Genomic DNA, 19,180 nt, shown 5'->3' on the forward strand with positions numbered 1-19,180 from the left:
GGCCACGTCGTCTCGACCGCGTACAACTACTCGAGCCGGCTGGGTAGAACCGACACGCCGGGACGATGGCCGCTCTCACATCCGGGCGTCCCCGGTTTCCAGCCGGTTGCCCCCATACTTGACGGGTGCTGGAACCCGCCCACACCCTGACACGGTTGCGCAGCCGCGGCACCGTGCTCTACGCGCGTGGCGTGGTGAACTACCGCAAGCTGTTCCGGCGCGGGTGGGGGCGCAAGGTCGCGGTGTTCGCGCGCGGGGTCGAGGACGTCGTCGACCTCAATCACACCGGGTTGGTGGTGGCGACCCTGTTCTTCGCATGGTCGGTGACACCGTCGCTGGTGCCGCGCGACTGGCTGTTTCAGGGATTGATCTCCGGCATCAACGCCGCCATCGGTTACGGCGTCGGATGCCTGCTGCAATGGTTGTTCCGCAAGTGGATTCGGCCGCGCCTCACAATCGCCACCCCGCCCGAGTGGGCGCGCTACCTGGTCAAGGTGGTCGTGGTCGTCGGCTGCGTGCTGGTCGCGGCCTACATGCTGGTGCTGTCGGCCGACTGGCAGCGCGAGATCACCACGCTCATGGGCATGGAGGGCACCAGTCGCGCCGCGTATCTGCGCACGGGCGGACTGAGTTTCGCGGTCGGGGCGCTGGTCGTCTCGGTGTATCGGACCTTGCGGGCAGCCGTGCGATTGCTGGCGCGACTGCTCAGCCGCTGGGTCCGGGTGCCGGCCGCGCTCGCGCCCGCGGCGGGCGCGCTGCTGCTGACCGTGCTGATCGTGACCCTGTTCAACGGCGTCGCCACCCGCGCCTTCTTCGCCGTCGCCAACTCGGCGTTCAGCGTGCGCAACAACAAGACCACCGAATACGCCGTGCAGCCGACCAAGCCCGAGCGGTCCGGCAGCCCGGACTCGCTGGCCAAGTGGGACACCCTCGGCTCGGAGGGCCGCTGGTTCGTCTCGCACGGGCCCGACCCGATGCTGATCGGCGCGGTCACGGGAAAGCCCGCGCGCGAACCGATCCGGGTGTACGTGGGCCTGCAGTCCGCGGGCGCGGACACCACCGAGGAGGATCTGGCGGTCGCCGAACTCGACCGCACCGGCGCCTTCGACCGGAAGGTGCTGGTGCTGGCCACCACCACCGGCACCGGGTGGGTGAACTCGGAGGCCGCCTCCGCCATCGAATACCTCTGGGGCGGCGACACCGCGATCGTGGCCTCCCAGTACTCGTATCTGCCCAGTGTGCTGTCGTTTCTGGCGGACCGGCAGAAGGTGGCGGTCAACGGCCGCAAGATGTTCGACGCGGTGTACCGGCGGTGGTCGCAGCGCCCGCCCGACCATCGGCCGAAACTGCTGGTGTACGGCGAATCCCTGGGTTCGCAGGGCTCCGAATCCGCCTTCGACGGGCTGGCCGATCTGCGTTCCAAGGTGGACGGCGCGCTGTGGGTCGGACCGCCCAACTCGAATCGGTTGTGGCAGCAGTTCGTGCAACGCCGCGATCCGGGGACCCGCGAGGTGGATCCCATCTACGCCGACGGGCTGGTGGTCCGATTCGCCGCCACCGCAGCGGATTTGAACCGGCCCGCCACCGACTGGCGCAAGCCCCGCATCGCCTACCTGCAGCACCCCTCCGACCCGATCGTCTGGTGGTCGTCGGATCTCATTTTCTCCCAACCGGATTGGCTCTCGGAGCCGCGCGGCGCGGACGTCTCCTCGCAGATGCGCTGGTGGCCGTTCGTCACCTTCTGGCAGGTGGTCGCCGACCTCACCAATGCGCAGGGCGTCAGCGACGGGCACGGCCACAACTACGGCTCGCTGGTCCTCGACGGCTGGGCCGCCGTCGCCGCGCCGCCGGACTGGAATCCGGAGCTCGGCGAACGCATCCGCACCCAGATCGAATTGGCGGAAGCCTACGAGCGAGCGGTCAAGTAGCGATGGCCGCCACTCTCCACCCGAAATCCATAGCTGCCGTGGCACTTCCGCTGTTTTGGAGCAACCGTGTCTTGCCCGCTCTCGGGCTGGAGATCCGCGGGCGCAGCGCCGCCAACGCCGCCTTCGCTACGGCATACACCCTCGCGTTCGGCGGCTCACCGAACTGGTTGTCTCCGCGAGGTTTACGCACCGGCGCGATCGCCGCCGGAGTGGTCCTGTCCGGATATGCTGCGGCCCTGGCCATTCCGGCCACCCGCCGCCACCTGGCGCTGCTCGAGGATCGCGGCCCGGCTGTGCACCCGGTCGAATGGACCGCCCTGCACATTCCCGGCGGCACCGTGCTCACCGAGGAACTCGTCTACCGATCCACCCTCACCCCGCTGCTGGAGCGGACCGCCGGGCCCGCCGGAACCGGCCTCGGCGCACTGGTTTTCGGCCTCTCCCACATCCATCCCGCGCGCGCCGCCGCCGACCCCGTCGCCGCGACGGTCGCTCTCACCACCGTCGCGGGCCTGATCTTCGACCGCCTGCGCCGGCACACCGGCAGCGCCACCGCCCCGGCCCTGCTGCACCTGGCCCTCAACGCCGGCGGCGCGCTCGCCCCGCGCCTGGCCCGGAGCGGTAGCCTCGCGACATGGCAGGACGTGGAGCGGTGGATCCCGCGCAGGTGCGCGCGGCGGTGACCGGAGTGCAGGCGTGGCTGCGGGACGAGACCGCCGCGGCGCCGGCGCGCGCCGAACTGGCCTCGGCGGTGCGGGGGACGGCGCGGGCGCTGGCGGCGGACGCGCCGGGGCATTCGGTGGAGGTGCGGGTGCCGCCGTTCGTGGCGGTGCAGTGCATCGAGGGCCCCCGGCACACCCGGGGAACACCGCCGAACGTGGTCGAAACCGATGCGCGCACTTGGCTTCTGCTGGCCACCGGACTGCTGGAGTTCGAGGCGGCCCGGGATTCCGGCGCGCTGACGGCCTCCGGCAGCCGAGCGGGCGAGGTGGCCCGCTGGCTGCCGGTCGTGCCGCTGTGAGCTACGCCTCGGCGGGCTTGGCGTGCTTGCCGCTGCCGCCCGGATCCGATTCGGCGGGCTTGCGCTCCAAACCCTTGCGGTCGTAGAAGCGGGTGATGACCAGGCCGCCGACCACGCCGATGGCCAAGCCCAGCACCGACATCCAGATGCCCCGGGTCAGGCCCGCCTGGCCGTCGCCGAAGAAGTAGAGGATCGAGCGGGTGCCCAGGAACACCTGGTGCATGGGCTCGAACTTGGCCAGCCAGCCGAAGTACTTGGGGGTGGCCTCGATGGGAATGGTGCCGCCCGAGGACGGCAGGCCCAGGATGATGAAGATGATCAGGTTGATGATCAGCCCGGAGGTGCCGACCGCCGCCAGCATCGAGGTGCAGGTGAACCCGACCGCCACGATCACCAGCACGCCGTAGAGGAACAGCAGCAGCGGCTTGTCGATCGGCATGCCCAGCGCCGCCCCGATCCCCTCCAGCGCACCCGAGACCGCCAGCGCCATCACCGCCACGGCCGACCATTTGATCAGCAGCGTCTCGAGCCGCGAGATCCGCGCGCGGGGGTAGTGCACGTACCACGGACCCCACTCGGTGGGCAGGAAGCCGAGGGCGGAGTCGATGAGCTGGTGAATGATCATCGCGCCGACCATGCCGACCAGCAGGAGCAGCAGGCTGTAGAAGAACGCGGTCAGGCCCTCGCCGGAACCGCCCGGCAGCGGCCGGAATTGATCGATCACGATATTCAGCGGTTGCGCCAGCACCAGCCGGGTGGCCGCGGTCAGCTCGGTCGGGGGCGCGCCGGGCGGCGGCGTCAGCTGCGCCTTCACCTGATCGGTGAGCTGCTGTCCCACTTGCGCATTGACCTGGGTGAGAGCTTGGTCACCGAACTTCTGCACCACCGCGGTCGCGAACGCGCCCGTGCGCGGATTGGTCTGCAGCGTCAGCACCGGCTTGCTGATATCGCCGGGCAGCACGCTGCCGACGCCGAGAATGCCCAGCCGCTTGGAGAAATCGGACGGAATGATGATGGTGCCGTACACCCGCGCCGACTGCATCTGCAGCTGCGCCTCGTTGATGCCGAGCACGCGCAGATCGATCTGATCCGCGGGCACCGCCTTGCGCAGCCCGTCCGACACCTGATCGCCGAAGTTGACGTGCTTGCCGCCGATATCGTCGCCGACATCCTGATTCACCAGGGCGATCGGGAAATCGTGCAGGTTCTTCTCCGGATCGACCACGTAATCCAGGTACATCACGCCCAGCAGCGAGGCCAGCAGCGTGACGACGACGATGGGAAAAGCCCACCTGATCGGGTTCAAATGCTTGCGTGGGGGCGCGGGTTCCGTGCTCCCGGTGGTGTCGGTGCTCGTCACGGTCGAACGCTAACAGCAAACCGCCTGCCATCCCGGTTATCCCAACGGTGGGTTGCCTTGCGGTTACCCGTAGAATGGCTCACGCCCCCCGCCCGCCGAACAGGGAGCAAACGGTGTCTCTCCCCATCGCTGCCACCACCCCCGACCAGGACGAGAACGAACCGCGCGAAGAGTGCGGTGTTTTCGGTGTCTGGGCGCCGGGCGAGGATGTGGCCAAGCTCACGTACTACGGACTCTACGCACTGCAGCACCGGGGTCAGGAAGCGGCCGGCATCGCCGTCGCCGACGGCTCGCAGGTGCTGGTCTTCAAGGATCTGGGCCTGGTGAGCCAGGTCTTCGACGAACAGACCCTCGCCGCCATGCCCGGCCACGTCGCCGTCGGGCACTGCCGCTACTCCACCACCGGGTCCACCACCTGGGAGAACGCCCAGCCCATCTTCCGCACCACCGCGGTCGGAACCGGACTGGCGTTGGGCCACAACGGAAATCTCGTCAATACCGCCGAATTGAGTACGCGGGCACGGGATCTCGGCCTGGTCACCGGTCGCTTGGCGGGCGCCGTGGCCGCCACCTCCGATTCGGACGTGATCACCGCGCTGCTGGCGCACGCCGCCGCCGACAAGAGCATCGAGCAGGCCGCCATGGAGCTGCTGCCGACGCTGCGCGGCGCCTTCTGCCTGACCTTCATGGACGAGCACACCCTGTACGCCGCCCGGGATCCGCACGGCGTGCGCCCACTATGTCTGGGCAGACTGGATCGCGGCTGGGTGGTTGCCAGTGAAACCGCCGCTCTCGACATCGTGGGCGCATCCTTCGTGCGTGAGATCGAGCCCGGCGAACTGCTGGCCATCGACGCCGACGGGGTGCGCTCACTGCGTTTCGCCAACCCGACGCCCAAGGGCTGCGTCTTCGAGTTCGTCTACCTGGCCCGCCCGGACTCCACCATCTCCGGCCGCTCGGTGCACGCCACCCGCGTGGACATCGGCCGCCGCCTGGCCGCCGAGCATCCGATCGACGCCGATCTGGTCATCCCGGTGCCGGAGTCCGGCACCCCGGCCGCGGTCGGCTACGCGCAGGGTTCCGGCGTGCCCTACGGCCAGGGCCTGATGAAGAACGCCTATGTGGGCCGCACCTTCATCCAGCCCAGCCAGACCATTCGCCAGCTCGGAATCCGGTTGAAGCTCAACCCGCTTCGCGAGGTGATCCGCGGCAAGCGGCTGATCGTGGTGGACGACTCCATCGTGCGCGGCAACACCCAGCGCGCGTTGATTCGCATGCTGCGGGAGGCGGGCGCGCTGGAGATCCACGTGCGGATCGCCTCGCCGCCGGTCAAGTGGCCCTGCTTCTACGGCATCGACTTCGCCTCGCGCGCGGAGCTGATCGCCAATGGCGCGGGCCCCGACGGCATCGCGGGGGAGAGCCTCGACGACATGGTGGACGGCGTGCGGCGCTCCATCGGCGCCGACAGCCTCGGCTACATCTCGCTCGACGGGATGATCGCCGCCACCGAGCAGCCGCGCTCGCGGTTGTGCGCGGCCTGCTTCGACGGCGACTATCCGATCCCGCTGCCGGTCGAATCGGCCATCGGCAAGAACGTGCTCGAGGGAATGCTGTCGGGTGCGACGGAGTCGGAGCTGCTGGCCGACAACGCCAACGCCTCGGCGCTGAGTCGCCCTTAGGAAGCTGAGTCGGCCGTAAGAGCCGAAACACCAGCATTTTCCGGTGCCCGTCCGCGAATCGCGGACGGGCACCGTGCTTTTCCCCGCTGGATGCGGGAAATTTCCTGTCACACTTGCGCCATCGGCGTGTGCGCGCGAATGGCGCAATTTGTGTACCGATTGTCCAGAAACGCAACAATCCGGTTATAACCGGTCGATACTGTGCCCAGCCAAGAGATGTCCACCGCAGCGCGGCGGGCCTGTGACCCGGGCGCCCGTGCTGCGTGTTCGAGAGCAAGGGCAGTACATGCGCGCGAAAAGAGTTGCGGCAGCCGGGTTCGCCGGACTGGCCGTGTTTGCGATAGCCGGATGTGGTTCCGGGAAGACGAACGACAGCGGCGGCGGCGCCGGCATCCTGGTCGGCACCACCGACAAGGTGACCTCGCTCGATCCCGCCAAGGCCTACGACAACGGCTCGCTGCTGGTGGAGACGCAGGTCTACCAGTTCCTGATGAACTTCGCCCCCGGCGAGACCGTCCCCAAGCCCGACGCGGCCGACAAGTGCGGGTTCACCTCCCCGACCGTCTACAGCTGCACCCTCAAGCCGGGCCTGAAGTTCGCCAACGGCGACCCCCTCACCGCCCAGAGCGTCAAGTTCTCCTTCGACCGCATGGTGTCGATCAACGATCCGCAGGGCCCGGCGGTGCTGCTGGACAACCTCGATCACACCGACGCCCCGGACGACAAGACCGTCAACTTCACCCTGAAGAAGGCCAACGATCAGACCTTCCCGTCGATCCTGCCCACCCAGGCCGCGGCCATCGTGGACGAGAAGGTCTTCGCGAAGGACCGCGTGCTCACCGACGACGAGGTGGTGAAGGGCAAGCCGTTCTCCGGCCCGTACACCATCTCGAGCTACGACCAGAACAAGCTGGCCGAGTTCAAGTCCAACCCGGACTACAACGGGCTGTTCGGCAAGCCCAAGACCGACACCGTGACGGTCAAGTACTACGCCGAGGCCGCCAACCTGAAACTCGATGTGCAGCAGGGCAATATCGATGTCGCCTGGCACACCCTCAGCGCCACCGACCTGGATTCGCTCAAGGGCAACGACAAGGTGACGGTGCATCAGGCGCCCGGCGGCGACACCCGCTACATCGTTTTCAACCTCAACACCCAGCCCGGCGGCAATCCGGCGCAGAAGCTGGCCATCCGCAAGGCCGTCTCCACCTCCGTCGACCGGGACGCGTTGGCCACCAATGTCTTCAAGGGCACCTGGGCACCGCTGTACTCGCCGGTGCCCAAGGGCGTGGCGGGCGGCACCGAGCCGATCAAGGACATCTACGGCGCCAAACCCAACAAGGACATGGCCGCCAAGTTCCTCGCCGACGCCGGCGTCGCCACGCCGGTCGAGCTGAATCTGCAATACACCAGTGAGCATTACGGGCCGTCGAGCTCGGAGGAGTACGCGGCGATCAAGAGCCAGCTCGAGGCCACCGGCCTGTTCAAGGTGAACCTGCAGTCCACCGAATGGGTGGCCTACCAGAAGGCCCGCTCCACCGACGGCTACCCGATGTTCCAGTTCGGCTGGTTCCCGGACTACCCGGACGCCGACGACTACCTGCGGCCGTTCTTCACCGAGGACAACTTCCTGCGCAACCACTTCGGCGATCCGAAGATCACCGCCGAGCTGAACGCCGAACTGACCGAACAGGATCCGGCCAAGCGCGCCACCGCGCTGGCCACCGTGCAGCACGACCTGATGGCCGACTACATGCCCATCGTGCCGTTGCTGACCGGCAATCAGATCGCGGTCGCGGGCAAGAACGTGCAGAACGTGGACGCGACGCTCGACCCGACCTCGAAGTTCCGCTTCGGTGTGCTGAGCAAATAACCGGCAGCAGGCCCGTTTCGATGAGGGGAGCGGGCCTGCTGTCTCCACGCACACCGACTGAAGAGAGATGAGCACTATGGGTTCGAAGACGACCCGGGCGCGGACCTTCGCCGCGGTCGGCATGGCGGGCATCGCGGTGATGGCCGCGGCCTGCGGCTCCGGAAAGACCGGAGACTCCGGCAGCGGAGCCGGGCTGGTGCTCGGCACCACCGACAAGATCTTCTCGCTGGATCCGGCGCTGGCCTACGACAACGGCTCCCTGCAGGCCGAGACACAGATCTACCAGACCCTGCTGAACTTCGCGCCCGGCAAGACGACTCCGGAGCCCGACGCGGCCGAGAAGTGCGGCTTCACCACGCCCACCGTCTACAGCTGCACCATGAAGCCGGGCCTGAAGTTCGCCAACGGCAATCCGCTCACCGCGGCGAGCGTGAAGTTCTCCTTCGACCGCATTCTGAAGATCAACGACCCCAACGGTCCCGCCTCGCTGCTGGGCAACCTCGACCACACCGACGCGCCCGACCCGAAGACGGTCAACTTCACGCTCAAGGTCGCCAACGATCAGACCTTCGCCTCGATGCTGCCCAGCCAGGCGGGAATCATCGTGGACGAGAAGAGCTTTCCGGCCGACAAGGTGCTGCCCGACGAGGACGTGGTCAAGACCAACGCCTTCTCCGGGCCGTACACCATCTCGAGCTACGAGAAGAACAAGCTGGTCGAGTACAAGGCCAATCCCGGCTACGACGGGCTGTTCGGCAAGCCCAAGAACAACGGCGTCTCGGTCAAGTACTACGCCGAGGCCGCCAACCTGAAACTCGATGTGCAGAACGGCAATATCGACATCGCCTACCGCAGCCTGAGCCCCACCGACGTGGACTCGCTGCGCAACGACGGCAAGGTCACCGTGCACGAGGGCCCCGGCGGGGAGCTGCGCTACATCGTGTTCAACATGAACACCATGCCCGGCGGCACGCCCGCGCAGAAACTGGCCGTGCGCAAGGCCGTCGCCTCCAGCGTCGACCGCGACGCGCTGGCCACCGGCGTCTACAAGGGCACCTACAAGCCGGCGTATTCCTCCGTGGTGCCCGGCGCGACCGGCGCGACCGAACCGTACAAGGACATCTACGGCGCCAAACCGAACAAGGACGCGGCCGCCAAGTTCCTCTCCGACGCCGGCGTCGCGGCCCCGGTCACGCTGAACCTGCAGTACAACTCCGATCACTACGGCGGCTCCAGCTCCGAGGAGTACGCCGCCATCAAGAACCAGCTCGAGTCCACGGGGCTGTTCAAGGTGAATCTGCAGTCCACCGAATGGGTGTCGTATCAGGACGAGCGGGTGAAGGACTCCTACCCGCTCTACCAGTTCGGCTGGTTCCCGGACTTCCCGGACGCCGACAACTACCTGACCCCGTTCTTCGCGCCGAACAACACGCTGCAGAACCACTTCGAGGATCCGCGGATCAACGCGCTGCTCACCGCGGAGACCACCGAACCCGACCCGGCCAAGCGGGCGGACATCCTGAAGCAGGTGCAGTTCTCGCTGGCCAACGACCACCTGCCGATGCTGCCGCTGCTGGCCGGCACCAATATCGCGGTGGCGGGCAAGAACGTGCAGGGCGTCTCCGACACCCTCGACCCCACCTTCAAGTTCCGATTCGGTGTGCTGAGCAAGTGACGGCCATCGAGGAGAAGGGCGCGCTGGTGCCGGCGCGCCCCGAGGGAAAACGACCGCGCGGCAGCAGTTCCCGCTACAGTGCGCTGCTGCGCTACCTGGGGGTGCGAGCACTGCTCATCATCCCGACCACCTGGATCCTGGTCACCCTGGTGTTCTTCCTCATGCGGGTGATCGGCGATCCGATCAGCGCCGCCATGGGCGGACGATTGAGCCCGCAGCAGATCCAGGAGCGCAAGCAGGCGGCCGGGCTGAACCGGCCCATCCTCACCCAGTACTGGGAGTATCTGTCGGGGCTGTTGCGCGGCGATTTCGGCCGCTCCCAGGACAATCGGGCCATCGGCGACGTCATCGTCACCTATGGCGCGGCCACCCTGGAGCTGGTCTTCTGGTCGCTGATCGTGGCCTTCGCGGTCGGGGTGCCGCTGGGCAGATACGCTGCGACCAAACGGGATTCGGCTCGCGACGTGAGCCTGCGGCTGTTCGCCATCCTGGTGTACGCCGCGCCGGTGTTCTTCGTCGGCCTGCTGCTCAAGCTGATCTTCTCGGTGAAACTCGGCTGGCTGCCGGTGGCGGGACGGGCCAGCACCGGCGTCGAACTGCAGCTGCAGCACGTGTCGCCGAAAACCAACATCATGATCGTCGACGCCATCCTGTACGGCGATACCGACAACATCGTCGATGTGCTGAAACACGCTGTGCTGCCGTCCATCGCGCTCGGCCTCCTGACCGCGGGGGTGTTCCTGCGACTGGTGCGCATCAACCTGATTCAGACGCTGCGCTCCGGCTACGTCGAAGCGGCCCGCGCCCGCGGACTGTCCGACCGCGTCGTGACCGGGCGGCACGCCTTCCGCAATGCCCTGATCCCGGTCGTGACCGTGATGGGCATGCAGATCGCCATGATGCTCGGTGGCGCGGTGCTCACCGAAACCACCTTCGAATGGAAGGGATTGGGCTACCAGCTCGCCTCGTATCTGCAGGCCCGCGACTTCATCGCGGTGCAGGGCATCGTGGCGTTCATCGCGATCGTGGTGGCGGTCATGAGCTTCCTGGTGGACCTGATCGTGGCATTGATCGACCCGAGGGTGAGGTTCTGATGACCGTCATCGAAACGGGCGTCGAGGCGCCCGTCCCGCCCGTCCGCACCAAGTGGCGCATCCCCGGAATGGGCTTGGTGCGCATGACCTCCGGGCTGCAACGGTTCACGCTGCTGCTGGGGCTCGCGCTGGTGGCGGGGTTCATCCTGGTGGCCCTGTTCGCGCCGTTGATCGCGCCCTACGGATTCGCCCAGAGCGCCTCCGACGGCGTCGATTTCGTGCGGCAGCAGGCCCCGTCCGGGGCGCACTGGTTCGGCACCTCGGTGCGCGGCGAGGACGTCTTCTCGCGGGTGATCTTCGGCGCCCGCACGGCGCTGTGGGTGATCGCGGTCTCGCTGGTGCTGTCGCTGTTCGTCGGCGTCCCACTGGGATTGGTGTCGGGCTACCTGGGCAGCTGGGTGGACCGCATCCTGGTGCTGTTCATGGACGCCATGTACGCCTTCCCCTCGCTGCTGCTGGCCATCGTGGTGTCGATCGTGGTGTCGGGCGGGCAGTCCTCCAGCTTCGGCGGCATCCTGTCCGCGGCCGTCGCCATCACCGTCATCTTCGTGCCGCAGTACTTCCGGGTGGTGCGCAATGCCACCATCTCGGTGAAACAGGAACCGTACGTGGACGCCGCGCGGGTGACCGGCGCGTCCACCACGCGAATCCTGTTCCGGCACATCCTCGCCAACGTCACCCAGTCGCTGCCGGTGCTCATCACCCTCAATGGCGCGGAAGCGATTCTGACGCTGGCGGGCCTGGGATTCCTCGGCTTCGGCATCGAACCCACCCAGGCCGCCGAATGGGGCTACGACCTCAACAAGGCGCTCTCGGACGTGTCCAACGGCATCTGGTGGACGGGTGTGTTCCCCGGCGTCGCCATCGTGCTGGTGGTGCTGGGCATGACTCTGGTCGGCGAGAGCCTCAACGAGGTGCTCAACCCGCTGCTGCGCACCCGGCGTGCGGCCACCGCACCCGCGAAGGAGGCCGACAATGCCTGAACCCGTCCTGTCCTTCGAGGCGCTCACCGTCACCTTCGCCACCGACGCCGGCGCGGTCACGGCCGTGAAAGACGTGTCGTACCAAGTGTATCCGGGCGAGGTGCTGGCCGTGGTCGGGGAATCCGGCTCCGGCAAATCGGTGTCCTCCCGCACCGCCATGGGCCTGCTGCCGCCCACCGCCAGCGTGCGCGGCACCGTCGTGCTCGGCGCCAAGGCCGTCACCAAGATGAGCGAGCGCGAGCTCACCGCGCTGCGCGGCGGGGCCATCTCCATGGTCTTCCAGGAGCCCGGCGCGGCCCTGGATCCGCTGTTCACCGTCGGCTTCCAGATCGGCGAGGCGCTGCGCGCGCACTCCGGCATGAAGCGAAAAGCGGCGCGCGCCAAGGCGATCGACCTGCTGCGCGCGGTCGGGCTGCCCGACCCGGAGGCGCGGGTGGACTATTACCCGCATCAACTGTCCGGCGGCCAGAAGCAGCGCGTGGTGATCGCCATCGCCATCGCCTGCGAACCCAAGGTGATCATCGCCGACGAACCGACCACCGCCCTCGACGTCACCGTGCAGGCCGAAATCCTGGAACTGCTACGGGATCTGCGCGATCGCATCGGCGCGGCCATCGTGCTCATCACCCACAATATGGGCGTGGTCGCCGACCTCGCCGACCGTGTCGTGGTGATGCGCGAAGGGCGTGTCGTCGAAGAAGCCACAGTGGACCAGCTTTTCGGCAACCCGCAGCACGAGTACACCCGCGCCCTGCTGGCCGCTGTGCCGAAACTGCATGTGCTGCCGGACAACTGGGAAGCCGCCGAGCATCCCGCCGATACGGTCACGGCTGCGGGCGCGGAGATCAAGGCCGACAGCTCCCCGGTGGCCGGGGCCGCGCTGGCGAAAACCATCGTCCGCGAACCGATTCCGGCCGATGCCGAGACCGTGCTCGAGGTATCGAATCTGGTGGTGGAATTCCCGGCGCCCCTGGGCCGTCCGGCGTTCCGGGCGGTCAACGAGGTCAGCCTGACCCTGCGCCGCGGCGAAACCCTCGGTCTGGTCGGCGAATCCGGGTCCGGCAAGTCCACCATCGGCCGCTGCGTGGCCGGGCTGCAACGCCCCACCGCAGGCAGTGTGCGGGTGCTCGGCACCGATATCGCCGGACTCTCCGAACGCAAGCTGCGGCCCATCCGCCGCCGCTTCGGCTTCGTCTTCCAGGATCCGGCCACCTCCCTCAACCCGCGTCTCACCATCGGCGACTGCGTGGCCGAACCGCTGCTGGTGCACAAGCAGGCCAAGGGCGCGGCCGTGCGCGAGCGGGTCCGCCACCTCCTCGACGACGTGCAACTGCCGGCGGGCGTGGAAAAGCGCTATCCGCACGAGCTTTCCGGCGGGCAGCGCCAGCGTGTCAGCCTCGCGCGCGCCCTGGTGCTGAATCCGGACCTGCTGGTGGCCGACGAACCGACCAGCGCCCTGGACGTCTCGGTTCAGGCGACGGTGCTCGAACTGTTCGCCGAACTCCAGCGCGAATGCGGCTGGGCCTGCCTGTTCATCAGCCACGACCTGGCCGTGGTGGATCAGCTCGCGGACCGGATCGTGGTGCTGCGCAACGGAACCGTCGTCGAACAGGGCGACAACGACGACATCCTGCGCCGCCCGCAGCAGGAGTACACCCAGCGCTTGGTTGCCGCTGTCCCGGTGCCCGACCCAGCAGAGCAACGGCGTCGGCATCGTTCGCGAACGGGACAACTGATTTCGTAGCGACCGGGGTAACTCCCCGGGTACGCCCAAAATCGGTTCGGCACCCAACCGTTGGCCGCATGCATGACGGTGAACGCCCGTCAGCCGTGCGCTAAAGGCCCGGAGAGGCGGGAATGCTACCGTGAGCAGGCATCTATCCATCGATCGAGCTTGGAGCTCTCCCCGACAATGACTGAACAGACCCCCAGTGGTGCCGGTGCCTCCTATGCGGCGGCAGGTGTCGATATCGAGGCCGGTGACCGCGCAGTCGAGTTGTTCGCACCGCTGGCGAAGAAGGCAAGCCGCCCCGAGGTTCAGGGCGGACTCGGCGGCTTCGCAGGGCTGTTCGCATTGAAGGGCGGCTACAAGGAGCCCCTGCTCGCGGCCTCCACCGACGGCGTCGGCACCAAGATCGCGGTCGCCCAGGCCCTCGACAAGCACGACACCATCGGCCTGGACCTGGTCGCCATGGTCGTCGACGATCTGGTGGTCTGCGGCGCCGAACCGCTGTTCCTGCAGGACTACATCGCCGTCGGCAAGGTGGTCCCGGAACGGGTGGCGCAGATCGTGTCCGGCATCGCCGAGGGCTGTGTCATCGCCGGCTGCGCCCTGCTCGGCGGCGAGACCGCCGAGCACCCGGGCCTGATGGGCGCCGACGACTACGACATCTCCGGCACCGGCGTCGGCGTGGTCGAGGCCGACGCCGTGCTCGGACCCGACCGCGTCCGCCCCGGCGACGTGGTCATCGGCATGGGCGCCTCGGGCCTGCACTCCAACGGCTACTCGCTGGCCCGCAAGGTGCTGCTCGACATCGACCGCATGTCCCTCACCGGACACGTCGAGGAATTCGGCCGGACCCTCGGCGAGGAACTCCTCGAGCCGACCAAGATCTACGCCAAGGACTGCCTGGCGCTGATCGCCGAAACCGATGTGCGCACCTTCTGCCACGTGACGGGTGGCGGCCTGGCCGCCAACCTGTCCCGCGTGCTGCCCGCCGGCCTGGTCGCCGAACTCGATCGCGGCACCTGGAACCCGGCCCCGGTCTTCAAGATGATCGCCCAGCGCGGCCGCGTCGAGCGCGTCGAGATGGAGAAGACCTTCAACATGGGCGTCGGCATGGTCGCCGTCGTCGCCCCCGAGGACGCCGACCGCGCGCTGGCCGTCCTCACCGCCCGCCACATCGACTGCTGGACCCTCGGCACGGTCAAGAAGGCCAAGGACGCCGACGCGGCGCGGGCCGTCCTGGTCGGCGACCACCCGCGCTTCTAGCAGCCCGACAGCACACGGTCCCGGTCACTACGTGACCGGGACCGTTCTGTATGTCCGAAATATGGTGTGGCGCGGGAACTCTCGCACTACCCGGAGACACAAATGAACGTCCCGTCCCGGGCGGGACGAAACGCTGGTGCTGCGGTGGGACGACGGTTGGCGAACGTGCCAAAGGGGGAAGCCGTTCGGGCCTCCCCCTGCAGTACGTCGATATCCGAGTCAGCGACGCCAGTCGTCGTAGCTGTCTTCGTCGTCCCAGCTCGACCGCGATTCGCTCGCGTCATGCTCTTCGGAAAGCACACCACTCCGCTGTGAGTCGGAGGCACTACCCGACAGCTCGCGCTGAAGGCTCGTGAAGTCGGTCGACGGCGAGCTGTACTTGAGCTCCCGTGCAACCTTGGTCTGCTTTGCCTTAGCCCGGCCACGGCCCATGGCTGACCCCCTCGCGTCACTGCGGGGCGGCCTGGGGTGGGTTTGGCGGCCCCGTTCGAATTAATACTCTTCCTGACGAACACTTTAGCGTGTGTCCGGCGGTCGCGCTTCCAGGAGTGGGGGATAAAGGTCCGGCGGCCGGGCACACCCGCGGCGAGCGCACCCGGAAAAGCCTGCCGACCGGGACCTACAGCGCCCCGGGGATGGCCCGCACGATGCCCACCCGGGCCGCTCCGCCGAGCACCGCGGGGGTCGCCAGCTCGGCGTGCTCGTCGGTCCACTCCACACCCATACGCTGGAGAATGGCCAGGGTCAGGGGAAGTCGCGCGCGATCCGCGCCGTCGTCGATCTTGTAGGCGAAGGCCGAGCCGTCCGGCAACGCCCCGGCATGCACCCCGTCCGCGCCGATCTTGCAGACCAGGCCCGGGGTCGCGGACATGACCCGGAAATCCGGTCCGTCCGTGCCGGAAATCACTCGCGGATGGGCACGAATCGCGTCCGCGACCCGGCGTTGCGGGCTGCCGTGCGGGGCGGTCGCGAAACCGGCGTAGGCGCGGGCCAGATTGACCAGCGACACCGGCACGATGGGCAGGCCGCACCCGTCGATGCCGAGATCGGTCTCCGGTTCCCCGGTCACGTCGGCCACGGTGTCCAGCACCGCCTGCTGCAGCGGATGGCCGACCTCGAGATAGCCGCGGGTGGGCCAGCCGTTGATCCGGCAGGTGGCCAGCATGGCGGCGTGTTTGCCCGAGCAGTTCATGTAGACGCGGCGGACCGCCGCGGCGCGGTCGTGGCCGGCCAGCACCTGGGCGCGGGCCCGCTCCTCGAACGGCAGATCCGGCGGGCACTCCAGATCGTCCTCGGTGAAACCGAAGCGATCCAGCAAGCGGTGCACCAGCGCCACATGATCGGGCTCGCCGAAATGCGACGCGGTGGCGACGGCCAGCTCGGCGTCGTCGACCGGTTCGAAACCGTTGCGCAGCAAGGCGAGTGCCTGCAGGGGCTTGTTGGTGGAGCGCGGGAAGATCGGGCCGTGGACCGCGCCGACCTCCACCAGCGGGTCGCCGTCGGGCCGCAGGATCACCGCCGAACCGCGATGCACGCACTCCCGGAAACCGGAGCGCACCACCTCGACGAGATCCACGCTCATCGCCGAATTCCCTTCCACCGTCGAGGTCATCGGGCCATCACCCCGGCGCGGCGGCGGTGGCGCTCGATCTGCATGCGCACGTCGTCTGAGATGGTGGGCTCGGCTTCCAGCAGCAGCTCCAGCCGGTCCGGATGGGCGCCGGTGAACAGATCGCGGACGGTGACGCCGTGCGCGGGCACGTGCACGATCTCCACCGCGTCGCCCGCGCCGATCGCGCCCTCGGTCAGCACCCGCAGGTACGCGCCCGTATTCGCCTGTGCGGTGAAGCGTTTCACCCACTGCGGCTCGCCGGTGCGCCACTGGAAGGTGGCGCAGGGCACGCGCGGGGCGGACACCTCGAGCAGGGTGTCGCCGACGCGCCAGCGCTCACCCAGCACGGCGTCGCTGACGGGAAGACCGCTCACGCGCAGGTTCTCGCCGAACCAGCCGGGGCCCAGCGGGCGGCCGAGCTCGCTCGCCCAGCGCGCGGCATCCTCCTCGGCGTAGGCGTAGACGGCCTGGTGGACGCCGCCGTGATGCTTGGTGTCGCACACGTGATCGCCGTCGAGGCCGAGCGCGCGGACCGGAACCCGGTGCGGCACCGGACGTTTGTCGATGGCGGTGCGGCCCACCTTCGAGGACTTGGCGGGCACCTCGAGTTCGGCGTGCAGCACACAGACGGCCAGCACCCGGCCGGCCGGTGTCACCGTCATCGGCCGCGCAACTTCTCGACGGCGAGCCGGCCGGCCTGCGGTTCGTCGTGGGAGCGCACCGAATCCGGGTCGATGGCCGCGGCGCAGGGGCCCGCCACCAACTCGGTGTCGACCGGAATCGTGCGTTTGATCAACGCCAGGGCGATCGGGCCGAGCTCGTAGTGATCGATCACGGTGCCCAGCACGCCGACCGCGCGCCCGCCCGCGGTCACCGGATCACCGGGCGCCGGACGGGAATCCGCGGCGCCGTCGAGATGCAGCAGCACCAGCTGCCGGGGCGGCTTGCCGAGATTGTGGACGCGGGCCACCGTCTCCTGACCGCGATAGCAGCCCTTGTTCAGGTGCACGGCGCCGTGGTCGGCGGGAGCGCCGATCCAGTTCACCTCGTGCGGGATGGTGCGGTCGTCGGTGTCGAGGCCGAGGCGAGGCCGCAGCGCCGCCACCCGCAGCGCCTCGAAGGCCCACAGGCCCGCGGCCGCCGCGCCCGCGTCACGGAGCTTGGTCCACCAGGTGACGAGCTGGTCGCGGGGCACGATCAGGTCGAAGGAGTCGGCGGTGGGCCAGGGCATGCGGCGCAGGAAACCGCCGCCGGGCAGCGGGACCGCGCGATAGGTGTCGGGAAGGGTTGCGACGCCGAGGGTTTCGGTGAGTTCGGTCACGGCGGGGCCCAGCAGGCTCAGCACGGCGTGATCGTTGCCGTCGACCGGCTTGGCATCGGCCCAGAAGACCATCTTCTGCAGGAAGCCCAGCAGGTCCGGGCCGCGCTGCGCTTCGGTGTCGATCCACACGGTGGCATCGATGTCGGTGAGCACGAAGTGATTGAGCACCCGGCCGTTGACATCGAGGTCCAGATTCTCCGCCGACTCGCCGTCGCGCAGGTCGGCGACGGCCTGGCTGGAGATGGTGTGCAGCCAGGTCAGCCGTTCTTTTCCGGTGATGGCGAGCACGAACCGGTGGGAACGATCCACCACCGCCACCCGCTCTGCCGCCGCGCGCTGCTCGCCGAAGGGATCGCCGTAATGCCACGCGACCGCGGCATCCGGTGACTCCGGCAGCCCCGCGACAGCCCCTGGAACCTGCAAGATCGGACTGGGCGCAACCGAAGAGGACACACGTCCACACTAGGGCAAGCGAGCGACCGGCCTCGCCCGCCTCCGCCGCGAGCGTGGTTTCGCCGGGCACGCGGCGGGTGGCCTGAATGGGTCGCGGCGGGGGTGCGGCGGCGGGTGGCAGCGGGGTTGACGGGTGCGGCGGCGCGGTTATGGCCGCCGGGACCGGCCGACTGTCATAGGGTCGAGACATGGTGGAACGGGTTCTGGTGACTCTCGACGGCGCGATCCAGGATCCGGATGCGCCGTTGCTGTATGCGGACGACATCGGCCTGCTGCGAGGCGACGGCGTCTTCGAAACCGTGCTGGTGCGCGAGGGGGTGCCCTGCGCGCTGGAATTGCATCTGGCGCGACTACGGCGGTCCGCCGAGTCGCTGGAATTGCCCGCGCCGGATCTGGAGGCGTGGCGCTTCGCGGTGGAGATGGCGGCCGAGGAATGGGGCGCCGAACGCGAGGGGACGCTGCGGATGGTGCTCACCCGCGGGCGTGACAGCGATCACGGGCACAGTGGCGAACGTTCGGCAAACAAGGGCGGGGTGCTGGCCGAGGCCGAACCGGCCACTACCGGCTACGTTTTCGTGGTTCCGGTGCCCGCGCGCGTGGAAAAGGCTCGCACCGAAGGGATTTCGGTGATCACGCTGTCGCGCGGCATTTCCGTCGATCTGGCGCAGAACGCGCCGTGGCTGCTGCTGGGCGCGAAGACCCTCTCCTACGCCACCAATATGTCGGCGCTGCGCTTCGCCCAGCGGATGGGCGCCGACGACGTCATCTTCACCAGTACCGAACATCGGGTGCTGGAGGGCCCGCGCTCGACGGTGGTGGTGCAGCGCGACAACTCTCTCATCACCCCGCCGGCGCGAAACGGCGTGCTGCCCGGCACAACTCAGCGCGCGCTCTACGCGCAGGCCGAGAAGGCCGGCTGGGACTGCCGCTACGAGCCGCTGTTCGTCGCCGACCTGATCACCGCCGACGCGGTGTGGCTGCTGTCGTCGGTCACCCTCGCCGCGCGGGTCGCCTCGCTCGACGGGCTGCGCATGTCGGCGCCGGACAACGCGGGCGAGATCACCGAGATGGTGAACCGCGGCATCGCGCTGCCGGGGAGCCTCGCCGACTGGTGACCGCGCGCGTGTCGCTCGTATTCCGGCAAATTTCTGGCACGCTGTGGCGAGGCATACGTTGATCTGAGCTTCCG

General features: G+C 68.4%; 16 protein-coding genes. 11 read left to right on the top strand and 5 right to left on the bottom strand.

Annotation, left to right across the window (positions count from 1 at the left end; translation table 11 throughout):
- Positions 1 to 125 precede the first annotated feature (125 nt).
- The 3 genes from D7D52_RS04970 (at position 126) to D7D52_RS04980 (ending at position 2,949) form a co-directional block, all read left to right on the top strand.
- Positions 126 to 1,928: an alpha/beta hydrolase gene (locus D7D52_RS04970; protein WP_342775241.1), complete on the top strand. Its 1,803-nt coding sequence runs from the start codon at positions 126 to 128 to the stop codon at positions 1,926 to 1,928.
- A 71-nt stretch (positions 1,929 to 1,999) separates the two neighbouring features.
- Positions 2,000 to 2,611 (top strand): CPBP family intramembrane glutamic endopeptidase, encoded by a 612-nt coding sequence (locus tag D7D52_RS04975; protein WP_246023641.1) that lies wholly within the window; start codon positions 2,000 to 2,002, stop codon positions 2,609 to 2,611.
- On the top strand, positions 2,563 to 2,949 hold the full coding sequence (locus D7D52_RS04980) for a sterol carrier family protein (protein WP_120735259.1): 387 nt from the start codon (positions 2,563 to 2,565) through the stop codon (positions 2,947 to 2,949). The genes D7D52_RS04975 and D7D52_RS04980 overlap by 49 nt, the downstream gene beginning before the upstream one ends.
- Position 2,950: 1 nt before the next feature.
- Here D7D52_RS04980 and D7D52_RS04985 read toward each other — a convergent pair whose 3' ends face one another.
- Positions 2,951 to 4,309: a YhgE/Pip domain-containing protein gene (locus tag D7D52_RS04985; protein WP_246023642.1), complete on the bottom strand. Its 1,359-nt coding sequence runs from the start codon at positions 4,307 to 4,309 to the stop codon at positions 2,951 to 2,953.
- A 113-nt stretch (positions 4,310 to 4,422) separates the two neighbouring features.
- On the opposite strand from D7D52_RS04985, the gene purF reads away from it, so the two are divergent.
- The 7 genes from purF (at position 4,423) to purM (ending at position 14,605) form a co-directional block, all read left to right on the top strand.
- On the top strand, positions 4,423 to 5,988 hold the full coding sequence (purF, locus tag D7D52_RS04990) for an amidophosphoribosyltransferase (RefSeq protein WP_120735260.1): 1,566 nt from the start codon (positions 4,423 to 4,425) through the stop codon (positions 5,986 to 5,988).
- Positions 5,989 to 6,274: 286 nt separating this feature from the next.
- Complete coding sequence (locus tag D7D52_RS04995; protein WP_120735261.1) at positions 6,275 to 7,861, top strand: ABC transporter substrate-binding protein; 1,587 nt, start codon at positions 6,275 to 6,277, stop codon at positions 7,859 to 7,861.
- Positions 7,862 to 7,982: 121 nt separating this feature from the next.
- Complete coding sequence (locus D7D52_RS05000; protein ID WP_120743817.1) at positions 7,983 to 9,536, top strand: ABC transporter substrate-binding protein; 1,554 nt, start codon at positions 7,983 to 7,985, stop codon at positions 9,534 to 9,536.
- Between the two features lie 23 nt (positions 9,537 to 9,559).
- Entirely contained in the window at positions 9,560 to 10,630 is a 1,071-nt protein-coding gene (locus tag D7D52_RS05005; protein ID WP_425464657.1) for an ABC transporter permease, read from the top strand.
- Complete coding sequence (locus D7D52_RS05010) at positions 10,630 to 11,613, top strand: ABC transporter permease (protein WP_120735262.1); 984 nt, start codon at positions 10,630 to 10,632, stop codon at positions 11,611 to 11,613. Before D7D52_RS05005 ends, D7D52_RS05010 begins: the two co-directional genes overlap by 1 nt.
- Positions 11,606 to 13,357: an ABC transporter ATP-binding protein gene (locus D7D52_RS05015; protein WP_120735263.1), complete on the top strand. Its 1,752-nt coding sequence runs from the start codon at positions 11,606 to 11,608 to the stop codon at positions 13,355 to 13,357. Before D7D52_RS05010 ends, D7D52_RS05015 begins: the two co-directional genes overlap by 8 nt.
- A gap of 168 nt (positions 13,358 to 13,525) precedes the next feature.
- On the top strand, positions 13,526 to 14,605 hold the full coding sequence (gene purM / locus D7D52_RS05020; RefSeq protein ID WP_120735264.1) for a phosphoribosylformylglycinamidine cyclo-ligase: 1,080 nt from the start codon (positions 13,526 to 13,528) through the stop codon (positions 14,603 to 14,605).
- Between the two features lie 219 nt (positions 14,606 to 14,824).
- Here the strand turns inward: purM and D7D52_RS05025 are convergent, their stop codons facing one another.
- From D7D52_RS05025 to ygfZ, 4 genes are all read right to left on the bottom strand, one after another.
- Positions 14,825 to 15,037 (bottom strand): DUF3073 domain-containing protein, encoded by a 213-nt coding sequence (locus D7D52_RS05025; RefSeq protein ID WP_120735265.1) that lies wholly within the window; start codon positions 15,035 to 15,037, stop codon positions 14,825 to 14,827.
- 187 nt (positions 15,038 to 15,224) lie between these two features.
- Positions 15,225 to 16,187 carry an asparaginase gene (locus D7D52_RS05030; RefSeq protein ID WP_120743819.1) on the bottom strand — a complete coding sequence of 321 codons (963 nt, stop codon included), beginning with the start codon at positions 16,185 to 16,187 and terminating at the stop codon, positions 15,225 to 15,227.
- A 26-nt stretch (positions 16,188 to 16,213) separates the two neighbouring features.
- Positions 16,214 to 16,879 (bottom strand): MOSC domain-containing protein, encoded by a 666-nt coding sequence (locus D7D52_RS05035; protein WP_120735266.1) that lies wholly within the window; start codon positions 16,877 to 16,879, stop codon positions 16,214 to 16,216.
- On the bottom strand, positions 16,876 to 17,991 hold the full coding sequence (ygfZ, locus tag D7D52_RS05040; protein ID WP_120735267.1) for a CAF17-like 4Fe-4S cluster assembly/insertion protein YgfZ: 1,116 nt from the start codon (positions 17,989 to 17,991) through the stop codon (positions 16,876 to 16,878). The genes D7D52_RS05035 and ygfZ overlap by 4 nt, the downstream gene beginning before the upstream one ends.
- Positions 17,992 to 18,179: 188 nt before the next feature.
- On the opposite strand from ygfZ, the gene D7D52_RS05045 reads away from it, so the two are divergent.
- The gene (locus D7D52_RS05045; RefSeq protein ID WP_120735268.1) at positions 18,180 to 19,106 is read left to right on the top strand and encodes an aminodeoxychorismate lyase; all 927 of its coding nucleotides are present in this window, start codon (positions 18,180 to 18,182) and stop codon (positions 19,104 to 19,106) included.
- Positions 19,107 to 19,180 lie beyond the last annotated feature (74 nt).

Source organism: Nocardia yunnanensis (assembly GCF_003626895.1).
Taxonomy (GTDB): Bacteria; Actinomycetota; Actinomycetes; order Mycobacteriales; family Mycobacteriaceae; genus Nocardia; species Nocardia yunnanensis.